The organism is Desulforhabdus sp. TSK, assembly GCF_022836495.1.
In the GTDB taxonomy this organism is placed as follows: domain Bacteria; phylum Desulfobacterota; class Syntrophobacteria; order Syntrophobacterales; family Syntrophobacteraceae; genus Desulforhabdus.
Genome location: NZ_BQXM01000028.1, coordinates 1 through 12,095 on the forward strand (window position 1 = coordinate 1; position 12,095 = coordinate 12,095).

The 12,095-nt window shown below is 56.2% G+C and carries 11 protein-coding genes; 5 read left to right on the top strand and 6 right to left on the bottom strand.

Annotated features, from left to right (window positions below; genetic code table 11):
- Positions 1–92 precede the first annotated feature (92 nt).
- Positions 93–347, bottom strand: a complete 255-nt coding sequence (locus MWC30_RS15390; RefSeq protein WP_244085082.1) for a response regulator — start codon at positions 345–347, stop codon at positions 93–95.
- Positions 348–904: 557 nt separating this feature from the next.
- On the opposite strand from MWC30_RS15390, the gene MWC30_RS15395 reads away from it, so the two are divergent.
- Positions 905–3,562, top strand: coding sequence for a UPF0182 family protein (locus tag MWC30_RS15395; RefSeq protein WP_244085083.1), 2,658 nt, complete (start codon positions 905–907; stop codon positions 3,560–3,562).
- A 111-nt stretch (positions 3,563–3,673) separates the two neighbouring features.
- Here the strand turns inward: MWC30_RS15395 and MWC30_RS15400 are convergent, their stop codons facing one another.
- Positions 3,674–4,066 (bottom strand): DnaJ family domain-containing protein, encoded by a 393-nt coding sequence (locus tag MWC30_RS15400; RefSeq protein WP_244085084.1) that lies wholly within the window; start codon positions 4,064–4,066, stop codon positions 3,674–3,676.
- Positions 4,067–4,223: 157 nt separating this feature from the next.
- Here MWC30_RS15400 and MWC30_RS15405 point away from each other — a divergent pair, with 157 nt between their 5' ends.
- A complete protein-coding gene (locus MWC30_RS15405) occupies positions 4,224–4,913 on the top strand; it encodes an NAD-binding protein (RefSeq protein WP_244085085.1) in 690 nt (229 codons plus the stop codon).
- 20 nt (positions 4,914–4,933) lie between these two features.
- Here the strand turns inward: MWC30_RS15405 and MWC30_RS15410 are convergent, their stop codons facing one another.
- From MWC30_RS15410 to MWC30_RS15425, 4 genes are all read right to left on the bottom strand, one after another.
- Positions 4,934–5,851, bottom strand: coding sequence for an ADP-ribosylglycohydrolase family protein (locus tag MWC30_RS15410; RefSeq protein ID WP_244085086.1), 918 nt, complete (start codon positions 5,849–5,851; stop codon positions 4,934–4,936).
- Positions 5,852–5,978: 127 nt separating this feature from the next.
- Entirely contained in the window at positions 5,979–6,527 is a 549-nt protein-coding gene (locus tag MWC30_RS15415) for a hypothetical protein (RefSeq protein WP_244085087.1), read from the bottom strand.
- 22 nt (positions 6,528–6,549) lie between these two features.
- Entirely contained in the window at positions 6,550–7,242 is a 693-nt protein-coding gene (locus MWC30_RS15420) for a MazG family protein (RefSeq protein WP_244085088.1), read from the bottom strand.
- Positions 7,239–7,826 (bottom strand): CvpA family protein, encoded by a 588-nt coding sequence (locus MWC30_RS15425; RefSeq protein WP_244085089.1) that lies wholly within the window; start codon positions 7,824–7,826, stop codon positions 7,239–7,241. Before MWC30_RS15425 ends, MWC30_RS15420 begins: the two co-directional genes overlap by 4 nt.
- A gap of 388 nt (positions 7,827–8,214) precedes the next feature.
- On the opposite strand from MWC30_RS15425, the gene MWC30_RS15430 reads away from it, so the two are divergent.
- The 3 genes from MWC30_RS15430 to ybeY are packed head-to-tail and all read left to right on the top strand — an operon-like array spanning position 8,215 to position 12,086.
- A complete protein-coding gene (locus tag MWC30_RS15430) occupies positions 8,215–9,192 on the top strand; it encodes a PhoH family protein (RefSeq protein WP_244085090.1) in 978 nt (325 codons plus the stop codon).
- 4 nt (positions 9,193–9,196) lie between these two features.
- The gene (locus MWC30_RS15435) at positions 9,197–11,692 is read left to right on the top strand and encodes an HD family phosphohydrolase (RefSeq protein WP_244085091.1); all 2,496 of its coding nucleotides are present in this window, start codon (positions 9,197–9,199) and stop codon (positions 11,690–11,692) included.
- Complete coding sequence (ybeY, locus tag MWC30_RS15440) at positions 11,589–12,086, top strand: rRNA maturation RNase YbeY (RefSeq protein ID WP_244085092.1); 498 nt, start codon at positions 11,589–11,591, stop codon at positions 12,084–12,086. The genes MWC30_RS15435 and ybeY overlap by 104 nt, the downstream gene beginning before the upstream one ends.
- Positions 12,087–12,095: the final 9 nt, after the last annotated feature.

Genomic DNA, 12,095 nt, shown 5'->3' on the forward strand with positions numbered 1-12,095 from the left:
TCGGATAATGGCTTTACGTACTTCACGCAGGCTCCTCGTAGAGGCTTTGACATTAACATCGTAATATCACTTATCCGATTTCGTTCATCATATCAACTTTGTTTGAAAACATTTGCTTGGGTACTTAAAACGATAACAGGGGTATGAACCCTGTTACGGCGCATCTCATCAATCAGCGCCAGCCCATCCAGCCTGGGCAGCATAATGTCGATCACCGCAGCATCATAAGGTTCTGTCAGCGCCAGATGAAGCCCATCTTCGCCATCGGGCGCAAGGTCCACGGCGAAGCCTTCCTGCCGTAACCCCTTGGCAATGAATTGCGAGGTTTGTTTGTCATCTTCAACCACGAGAATCCTCACGGCACTCCCCCTTTTCATTAAAATGGATTTTCATTCTGATTAAATCGGTATCCAAGCCCAGAGTGCTGGCGCATGAATCAAAAAGCGATGCTCCACCGTTCCGCTTCGGCGATCTTCCGGGCAGCCCGAGGCTATGGCAGGTCGCCTCCACCTAGAATTCGGACACTGAGTATCGCCAGTGTTGCAAGGTTACGCGGCTTTTCTGCCAGACTGGACAAAAGACTCCCTTTTTCCCTTCGGACTGCGGGGATCACTCTCAACAAGGTAGCGTACAAAACACTCAAAGGGTTGCTTGTAGCCCAAATAATAGTATCGGTGCATGTGTTCGTTCCAAAGCTGCGTCTCTTCCCTTTTCCTTCCCCTCTCCAGTCGTACGGGTTATGGCAACGAAAATTCCCGTCCGGGTTTTTTCCGAGGGGTAACCAATGAAATTCGAAATAAAAATCTTTGACCAGTTTGAAGCGGTGTGGTTAGATTCCCAGTGCTTGTCTGGTTCGTCCTGGCAGCCGTACAGGACTTGCTCAATTTGAAATAAGGAGAAAACGATGAACCCGTGGAAACGCTGGTTACTGATTTTAGGGGCTGGCATTCTTGGCCTCAACCTGATCATGCTTGCATCCAGCCTCTTCGGTGTCAACTTCCTGGTAAACTTCTGGTGGTTCGATTCACTGGGATATGGGTTCTATTACCTGCAACGACTTTTCTATCGATATGTCGTTCTCATTTCCGTGACAGTTTTCTTCTTCCTGATTTTCTTCTTGAACTTCTGGATCGCTTCCCGCTACCTGGGAACCACCGCCCCACCCCAGTCCGACGACAACGCACAGAAGATGGCGTATAAGGATCTGTTCCAGATGTTCCGCACGGGCTCCATGAGGGTTTACACCCCTCTTTCCCTGCTCCTGAGCGTCCTGATCGCCTGGCCGCTGTTCAACCATTGGGAAAAGTTTCTCCTTTATTTGTTCGCCCCCCGCATGGGACTCAGCGATCCCGTCTACGGCAAGGATATCAGCTATTACCTCTTCTCCTACCCCATCTATACGCTTCTGCAGCGTCGTTTACTGTTGGCCTTCGCCCTGCTCCTGGTGGGGCTGGTTGTGCTCTACTGGCTCGAAAAGCGATTGCTGTCCCGGCAGGAGCAGACATTCCCCAATGGCGCCAAGTGGCATTTGAGCATTCTCATTCTGCTCATTTTTTTCATTGAGATCTGGGATTATGCCTTACAGGCGTACGGGCTGCTCTACAGCACGGATCACCAGGTACTGTTCTACGGGCCGGGTTTTGTGCAGATGTGGGTCATCCTGCCCCTCATCGCCTTGACGCTCCTTTTTCTCACGGGAACGGCCTTCTCACTGATTTTCCTCATTCACAGGCATCGGGGACTCTGGGCCTTCGGCGCCTTCGCCGTGCTGTTTCTTCTTGCCATGGGAGCCCGCTACTCGACATTTCTTCCCAAGCTCGTAGACAAATATATCGTGAAGCCCAACGAGATTTCCCGGGAAAGAACTTTCATCGCCCGCAATATCGAGGCCACGCTGGCCGCCTACAATCTCAACGAGGTGGAAACACGGAACTTCAGTCCCCAAAGGGTTCCGACGGACCTGGATTCCCCGGCCATCAAGGCGGAGCTTCGCAATATTCCCGTTTGGGATGGAGAACTGCTGGAAGACGTCTATCAGCAGTTGCAGCAGCTTCGGACTTATTACAATTTCACCCCTGTGGACGTAGGGCGTTACACTGTCAACGGCAACTACCAGCAGGTTTTCCTGGCCGCAAGGGAACTGGAACAAAGCCAGCTTCCGGAAGGCGCCTTCAATTGGGTGAATCGCCACCTGACCTATACTCACGGTTACGGCGCCGTTATGACTCCCGCCAGTCAGGGGGGAGACGAGCCCATGACCTGGTTTATCCGCGGGATTCCTCCCGAATCGGAATACGGCTTCAGCTTGGAACAACCGGCGATCTATTTCGGACTGGGGTCCTACCCGTACGTCATCGCTCCCAATGACGCCGGGGAGTTCGACTACCCCAAAGGAAACAGCAACGCCGTGACCAGTTACGCGGGAAAGGACGGCGTTCCCCTGAACTCACTCTTCAAGAAGCTTCTCTTTGCCTACTACTTCATGGACAAGGACATTTTCTTCACGACAAAAACCAACAAGAACAGCAAAATCCTGCACCGCCAGAACATCATAGAGCGCATCAAGACGCTCACGCCCTATTTTCTTCTCGACGACGACCCCTACCTGGTCGTGACGGCAAAAAATCTTTTCTGGATCCAGGACGCCTACGTCACCTCGGCCATGTATCCCAACGCCACCCCGTATTCTTCCCCAACGGGCACATTCAATTACATCCGAAATTCCGTCAAAATCGTCGTAGACGCATACAACGGCACCGTTGATTTTTATGTGTTCGACACCGGAGACCCCATCATTCAGGCCTACAGCCACATCTATCCAGGCCTTTTCAAGAACCGCGACGCAATGCCGTCCGAGCTCGTGCAGCAGGTGCGTTATCCCCGGGACCTTTTCGACATTCAAATGACCATCTATGCCAAGTATCAGCAGCAGGACCCCGATGTCTTTTACCAGCAGGAGGACGTGTGGGAATTTGCCAAGAGCTACCAGGAAAAAGAGGTTTCCCGCATTACGCCTTATTATCTCACCCTTGACCTCATCGAGCCGCCGCGGTTTGATTTCCTGCTCCTGGCCCCCATGAGCCCCAAAGGCCGTGACAATCTGCGGGCGCTGGCCCTGGTGGGATGTGATGCGCCCCACTACGGCAAGATCATCGTCTACAACTTCCCGAAAGGCGAGCTCATCTACGGGCCTTCGCAAATTTCCGCCCTCATCAACCAGGACACCACCATCGCCGAGCAGTTCACCCTCTGGGATCAAATCGGATCGCGGGTGGTGCCGGGCAGGATGGTCATTTTGCCCGTGGGGAAGGTCATCATTTATATTCAGCCGGTTTATTTGAAGTCATCCGCCCAGACGAAAATCCCAGAATTGAAGCGCCTCATCATGAGCCAGGGGCAGATCGTAGTGATGGAGCGTTCGCTGGAGGATGCATACGCCAGGCTGCAGGAGCGCATCAAGGCAGACATCCGGCGCATCGATACGCGCTTCGCGCCTCTGCTGCCTGGGGCGCCGCCACCCCAGGAGGGCATCTCACCCCATGTGGAGCCTCAGCAGGAATAATATGGAAGGCCGTTCGTGCCTCGATGTTTCGGCACGAACGGCCATTGCATGCAGGTTTAGGGTCTGCCCGGATTTTTTACGTGGATTGGATGCTTGGAGAGGGACGGAATTTCAGGAGCCTGGTTTCTTGCTCACTCGATCCAAGACCTTTTCGTAGTAATCCTGGTTTTCTTCGAGGGAAGCGGAAACCCCTCGCTTCATATTGAGCTTCATCATGAGGTAATTCAGCCGCTGCATCTGCTTATATTTTTCCTGGGTATCGCTGATACCGGCAAGCATTTGTTGCGTTGTTCGGATTTCTTTCCGCAATTCCAGTTCGGGAGGCAGGCAGTCGGCGTTTTTGAGGATTTTATAAGAGAGTCGAATGTCCAGCGGGAGGTGGCTGTCATCCTCCAACTGCAGAGGCTCTCCTTTCCCGGCAATGTCGTCAAACTCTCCCCGATCTATGGATTCACGGATGCGCTCTTCGGCGATTTTTCCAAATATAGCAAAGAGATTACTCATCATTACCCCTTTTCGTCCATGCGGGTGAGCCGCAGCCCTCTGGAAATGGGATCCGCTGTCATCATTCGAGCCAGGTCAAACTCACAATCGATCATGTAACCTGATATCCATATAACATACGCCGTTCAAAGCGCAAATGAAAGGTGCAGTTAAAACGATGAGCTCTTCAGAATCTTCTTTTATGGCCGCATATCCTCCCCGAAAAATCTGGATCCTCGGGGCGGGACATTTTGGGTATATTGCCGCGCAACGCCTGAGCCGCCGACTGCCCGAAAGCCATTTTCTCGTGGTGGAGCTTCGGGAAGACCGCCTTCAGAAGGTCCACGAAGAGCTGGGATTGCCCATCCATGTGGAAGACTGCCTCGAATTTTTGTGCCAAAGGCCCGTCCCCGACGACGTCTGGGTCGTTCCCGCCGTTCCCGTCCACGTTGCATTTCGATGGATGCTGCACCAGCTGAGCACAATCGGCGAGGTGCAACCCCTCCCCGTTCCCGAAGCGGCAGACGCCCAGGTCCCCAACCCGTACCGCATGTCCACGGGAACACTGTATGCCAGCTACGCCACCTGGATCTGCCCCGACGCATGCAACGAGCCCGACGAGGTGTGCACTCACACCCGGGAGCCCCGGCCGGGAAATCTTTTTGAGCACCTGAGCCGCATCCAGGTCCCGGGCTTCCAGGTGGCCGTCTTCAGGAGCTGGCAGCTTGCTCCAGGCGTTGGGGGCTATCCCGGCGGATATCTGAAAGACATTCTGGCCAGGCAGGTGGCAGAGCAACCCGGAAGCTATCTCATCGCCACCAGCTGCCGCTGTCATGGCGTGGTGGATGCTCTGCAATGGAGACGATAATGCCCTGCCGACCCGCTCCCCTACGGGGCTTCTTTGTCTATCTTCTCCAAAAGCTGCAGGATCCGCTCTCCCTGCTTCAAATCGGTCCACCACTCCTGGGGAATCGCATCAGGTCCCAGATGAGCCCCCAGAACCATCCCCACGACGAGCCCTCTGGCGGCGGAATCGCCCCCGGCCATGACATTTTCCACCAGGGCTTCCCGCAGGTCCTCCTCAAACCGGGCGATGAGGTGCACCACCGACGGAAAGGCTCCATGGGCGTCGCAGCTTTGCCCAAACTCCAGGATGGCAGTGCGGGTTTCGAGCGTCCAGCTGTCCAGCCCTTCCTTCAGCATTTCCTCCACAGGCGTTCCCTTGAAGCATTCGGCTCCGACCTCCTGCATGGCCGTGACGGGAGATTCCCCCGCCAGGACCCTGCCGGCCACGCGGGCGAAAAATTCCGCACCGTCCACCACCAGAGGTGTATTGTGGGTCATGGCGGTCTGGGCTCGCACGCTCGCCATGAGCTGCTCCACGTCCTCCCGGTAACGGTAGACCAGGGGGGCGATGCGGGCGGCTCCGCCCAGGTCGTTGGAGAATGATCCCGATTCCTCCGGTCCTTTTCCCGACGCAAAGTTCCCCAGGGTCGCCCTGGTGGCTTCATCCACATAACCATGGTAAGCTTTGAAAAGTCCCCGCCAGCTCCCGGCAAAATGCCGGAGATCGAATCCGCCACCATCCGCAACGGATTGCAGGAGCACGAGGGTTTGATCTCCGTAGTGAGTGAATTCCCCCCGGTCTTTTGTGGGATGATAGGATTCCTTCAAGGGTTTGAGCAGCTGTTGGACACGTCCCAACTTGCGGTCGATCATCCCCGTGTCATAGATCCAGTGGGCTCCCAGCGCGAGAGAATCAGCGGCAAAGGAGGCCATCACCATCCCTCTGGCCTTCGTTTTCATCCTGTCACTCCTCTTCTGGTATACGCTGCATGGATGAGATCATGACTTTGTGATGACCGTGCAGGAGCGGCTTCCAGCCGCGACTCTGTTGGGAACCAGCTGTCTTTGTCGCGGCTGGAAGCCGCTCCTACAAAAGTCCAGTGTCTGCAGGTGATTCAAAGCCACCCCGCTCCCCGTGTTTACCGATCCACCGGCGCACGGCCTGCTCCAGTTCCCACCCGGCGCTCAGCTCCTCGCCCACCACGCGCAGCAGATCCCGGCAGCCCGCGGGCCCCAGCGCCTCCTGCAGGCCGGGGCACAGGTAATGCAAACAAAAATAGCTCTTGGCCGCCAGCTTGCACCCGTATTTTCCCACGAAATAGCAGCTTTCGGGAAGTTCCGGAGCATCGGGCAGCTCTTTGCCCAACAGGAGATTGATGAGCAGCAGGACCTCATCGAAGCCCTCCTCGATGCCCGAAAAACAGCAGCTTCCCCTGGGCTGGGCCGCACACACCGTACAGCCTTCCACAACTCCGTTCCGGAGCATGAGCGAGGAAGTCCGGGCAATGGCCTTCCGGTAGTTTTCCAGGAGCCCTCTGATCTCATCAGCATGGAAAAGCGCTTCCCCGAAGCGCTCATGCAGCCTCAGGGCTTCGTGGACTTCACCCTCGATGATCTGCCGCGGCTTTCCCTTCATGGTGTCCCTCTCCCCATGAGCCTCATAGATTCTTCAAACCCTCATGCAGGCAGTCCTCGGCTCGGTATCCCTTGAGGCGCGCCAGGTTCACCAGGTCCAGGAGGATTTCACCGAACGCCCTGGGCGATATGGGACTGCCGTTGGCCATGTAGCTCCCGAGGACTTGGCTCTTGCCCACGAATTCCTGCGTCCGGGCCTCAACCTCGTTCCAGGGAGCATCGTCTTTGCCCGAAAGGCGGGAAATGATGCGATAGGCGCGCATGAGAGCGGGCAGGGATTCGGGGATTCCGCCGGACTTTTGCCTGTTGGCGGCCTTTTCCCCCGCCTTGATCTTCTCCCAGTTCTGACGCACTTCTTTGTCGGACTCCACGGTGGCATCCCCGAAGACATGCGGATGTCTGCGGATCATCTTTTGGCAGATGGCGTCACAGACCGTTTCCAACCGGAAGCTGCCCTTTTCTTCGTAGAGGTGGATGAGGAATAAAACCATGAAGAGGAGGTCGCCCAGCTCGTCCACCGCTTCGGACAGGTGACCGGACCGAATGGCGGCGGAAGCCTCGTGAGCTTCCTCAATCAAATAGGTCTGAACGCTCTCGGGTGTCTGCTTCCGGTCCCACGGGCACCCGCCTTCACCCCGAAGACGATCGATGATCTCCCAGATCTGCCGCACTTTGAACCACCTGTCTTCCCCACTTTCCATGAAATTTTCCGTCATGAGTGCACTCTCGCTTCCTTCTCCGTTTGCGGTTTGGGTTTTTCGCCCCCCCGGTCACGATCCAACCAATAGCGTTTGAGCTCTTCCTGCTTCTTCTGGAAAAGCGTTTGAACCTTTTCGGGAGTCGCATGAATGACCATTCGGGCAGCCTCCTGGACATAGGGCGTCAATGCGGACTTTTGAAGTATCGTGCTCTGGGGCGACAGGAAAAACGTCAAAGCCGAAATGAGGATAACCGCCAGAGTGAGGGCTTTGAGGAGCCCCACCGCCACACCCCAGACCCGGTCGAAGAAGCCCAGCCCGGTGCGTTCAAAAACACGGGACATCCCGAAGCCGACCACACCCAGGCAAAACCAGGCCAGAAAAAAGAGCAGCGTGAAACCGATGGCTTGAGCCCCGACCAGGCTGGGGAAGCTCTGAGAGAGCCGGTTTCCCACTGCTTCAAAATAATGCGAGGCCAGGATGAACCCTGCAAGGACCCCGGCAATGCCAAACACTTGAGAAATCGCCCCTCGCAGAAACCCCCGCCCCAGGCAAAAGAGCCCTATTCCCAGCAGGACCCAATCCAACCCATTCAACTGCATCCGGTGCACTCCCTTTCGTACCGTCTTGGTTCCCTTCCCGTGCCCCTCCCCTGGGGTCACGCTGAAGCATCGCTTTTTTCCTGTCGTTCCAGGTTACCAAATATTGAAGAGTTATCCAAGCGGGGAGCTGGATTCGTTTGGGATCGTGAGCCCGTGCCGGTGGAAACCTCGTGAGTGCGCATCCCATCTACCCTCGCGCCCTGCGGCGTTCCCTCCAAAGTGCGTATTGTCATGGGAGTCAACCCATGCTACAAATAGCTCGTTTCTGATAGAAAAAACCGCATGGTAGATATCATGGACCGACGCGCCCTTCGGGGCTCATTATATAAGAGAGGACACCAAGGCTTTGGCCCCAACAGCGAATAAGGTTAAAGGGCAAACGGCAACCGTGCAGGTTGCTTTTGACGACAATCATCTGGTGCAGCAACTGGCGGGAGAGCAAAACAGCTACCTCAAGATCATTGAAAAACAATTGGACATCCGCATTCACCTGCGGGGAAACCAGTTCACCCTCTCGGGGGACAAGCCCCAGGTGGAGCTCACCGAGCGACTCCTGCACCAGCTGATGGAGATCCTCCAGAAGGGATATCCCCTTTTCGCCAGTGACATTCTCTATTCCATCCGCATTTTGAGTGAAAACATCCATCGAGATCTCAAGGACATACTCCTGGACCAGGTGTTCATCGCCTCCAACAAGCGGGTCATCACGCCCAAGAGCGTCAAGCAGAAGGAGTATATCGAAGCCATCCGGAACCATGACATCGCCTTCGGAATCGGACCGGCGGGAACGGGGAAGACTTACCTGGCCATGGCCATGGCCGTGGCGGCCATGAGTCGAGAGCAGGTCAGGCGTATCGTTCTGGTGCGCCCGGCTGTGGAAGCCGGCGAGAAATTGGGCTTTCTGCCGGGCGATCTCGCAGAAAAGGTCAATCCTTACCTGCGACCGCTCTACGATGCCCTTCACGATATGATGGATTATGAAAAAGCCGCCAACCTCATCGCACGGGGCGCTATCGAAGTTGCTCCTCTCGCCTTCATGCGGGGACGCACCCTCAACGACGCCTTTGTCATTTTGGACGAAGCCCAGAACACCACGCGGGAGCAGATGAAGATGTTTCTGACACGCCTGGGGCTGGGGTCCAAAGCCGTCATCACGGGTGACATCACTCAGATCGATCTGCCGGAAAACAAAGCCTCGGGACTCGTTGAAGCCATCAGCCTCCTGAAAGGAATCGACGGGATACGCCTGGTTTTTTTCACCAACCGGGATGTGGTCAGGCACCGACTGGTGCAGGAAATCATTCAGGCTTACGAGCGACTGGAAAAGGGCAAAGCTCCCGCATCCCAGGGGGCATCGCACGAGTGAGGCCATGGAAAAGGAAAAACGAGAACTGGACAAGCACAAGAACCGGCCGAAGGCTATCCTGGCAGGCACCAGGCTTCTCTGTTCCCTGGAGGATATCCTTTGCCAAAAAATTCTGCTCCTGGGAGCCCTCAGTCTCATCATCTCCCTCCTCCTGGCCCCATCCTTCGTGATGGCTCCCCCTCCCTACAGACTGGGAGACATCGCCGATCAAAACATCAAGGCCGGGCAGGACCTGCGCATCGAGGACGAGGAAGCGACCCTCAAGAAGCGCGAAGAGGCCGTCCGCCTGTCCCCCCTGGTGTACGACCTGGATGAAAGTGTGGGCGAGCAGGTCCTGGAGAGGCTGACTGCGGCCTTCGAGACCATGCAGGATTACCTGAAAGAGGACACCGCTCCAACCGAACAGCCATCCCTCCTGACAGCCCCCCCACGAAACCCCCTGTCATCCATCGTGGAGCCCCTCCCTCTGGAGCTCAGGCAACTGAGGCCCTCAGCAGGGGCCTTTCCGGTAAAAAAAGATTTCGAGGTGCTCCTGGGATTTTCCGTCCCCGACGAAATCTTTTCCAACCTGATGGATGCCCGCTTTGATGAAAAGCTACGGAACAAGGTGGGGGACCTTTTAAAATCCGCCTTTGAGAACGGAATTGTCGCCAGCAAGATTTCCCTGCTGCAGGCTCGGGGAGAGCGCATCGTCGTCCGCCTGGCCGGTTCGTCCAATGAATACCTTGCCTCCTCGCCTCACGCCTTTCCCGATCTGGAAGAAGTGCGCAAAATGGCCAGGATGCAGGCTTTGGAGGAAGGAAAGAACGTCAAGGAGATGATGAGCATCGCTTTCCTCGTGACGCAGCTTCTCAAACCGAACCTGAGCTTCAACCTGGAAGAAACAAACGCGCGCAGAGAAAAAGCCTATGCCGAAACTTCTCCTATCTACATACACCTGGCCAAGAACGAAATGCTCGTGCGTGAGGGGCAAAAGATAGGCCCCCTGGAGATTCTCAAGCTGCAAGCTCAGGCGCAGTCCCGCCCCGAAAGACACCAGCTCATCATCATCCTCACCATGTTTCTTTTCAGCGGCATGTCCATCTGGGTGGTGACCAATGTCACGAAGCAGCACATCCCGGCCTTTCGCATGGATTTTCAGGACCTGCTCTTTCTGGGTGTCGTCCTCATCTTCATGCTGATGCTGGGGCGGTCGGCCCTGTGGATGGCCGAAATCATCGGCGAGGGAACGAGCCATTTGAGCGGCAGGACACTTCTGTATGCCGTCCCCCTGACAGCCGGGGCGATGCTGACCAGCATCTTTTTCGGGGTCACGATCTCCCTCCTCTTCTCCCTCGTCCTGACGATCTTTACGGGCATGCTTTTCGGCAAGGACTTCGGCATGTTCTTTTTCTTTCTCATCGGCTGCTTCGTGGCGGCCCACGGCGTTGCCCCATGCCGCAACCGCATGATCCCCATCCGGGCGGGCGTCCTGGTGGGATGCACCAACGTCATCCTCATCGTTCTCAGCGCCTTCATTCAAGACCAGCTCGTCTTCTTCAGGATCGTGACCAACGCCTTTTTCGCTTTCAGCGGCGGCCTCTTTGCGGGCGTGCTGGCAACGGGCCTGACCCCTCTCGTGGAAATGGCTTTTCGGTATACCACCGACATCAAGCTGCTGGAGCTCGCCACCATGGACCAGCCGCTCCTCCAGGAGCTCATGGTCCAGGCCCCTGGGACCTACCATCACAGCATCATCGTGGGGAACATGGTGGAAGCTGCCGCCAAGTCCATCGGCGCCAATTCCCTCCTGGCAAAGGTGGCCGCCTATTATCACGACATCGGGAAGATCAAGAAGCCCCTCTACTTCATCGAAAACCAGTTTGAGTGTGAAAACCGCCATGAGAAGCTCGCGCCCTCCATGAGCAGCCTCATCCTCATTTCTCATGTGAAGGAAGGAGTCGAGCTGGCCAGGCAGCACCATCTGGGCAGGGAGATCATCGATATCATCCGCCAGCATCACGGCAAAAGCTTCATTTCCTTCTTCTACCAGAAGGCCCTGGACGCCAGGGAAAAGGCAAAGACGAGCAAAGGCGCGGAGCTCCCCCCTATCCTTATGGACGACTACCGCTACCCCGGCCCCAAGCCCCAGACCAAAGAGGCGGGGCTCGTCATGCTGGGGGATGTGGTGGAGGCGGCCTGCCGATCCCTGACAGACCCGACGCCGGCCCGCATTCAGGGGCTGGTGAATCGCCTCATCAACAATATCTTCAGTGACGGACAGTTGGAAGAGTGCGAATTGACGCTGAAGGATCTGCACCAGATTGCCAAGCACTTCAACCAGATCCTTGCCACGGTCCATCACAAGCGCATTGAATATCCGACGGCGCCCACCAATGACGGAAAGGGAAAATCCGATGTCTGTGATTCAAGTCAGCGTGAACCAAAGCCGGATCGAGATAAACCCCCGGCTCCTGGAGGAAAAAGCGGAGCGGATCTTAAGCGCCTTGGGATACACTGACGTCGAACTGAGCATCCTCATTGTGGACGACCAGGAAATGGCCGACATGAACCGGCAATACCGCCATATCGATTCCACGACGGATGTGCTGTCGTTCCCCATGTGGGAAGGGGAATTCGGAGACGTCTGCATGGACCTCCTGGGCGACGTGGTCATTTCAGCCCCCACGGCCCAGCACATGGCGATGGAGCATGACAGGCCCTTTTCGGCAATCCTGGACCTCCTCCTGGTCCACGGCATCCTGCATCTCGTGGGTTATGACCATGAGCGCGGTGAGGAAGCCGCCCGGGAAATGGAGACCCGCAGCATGGACCTGCTTCATCTTCTGGGGCACGAGAAAGAAAGCTTCGACTGGTATCTGAAGCCCGGTGACACAGACCCAAAGGAGAAATAAGGAGGAATC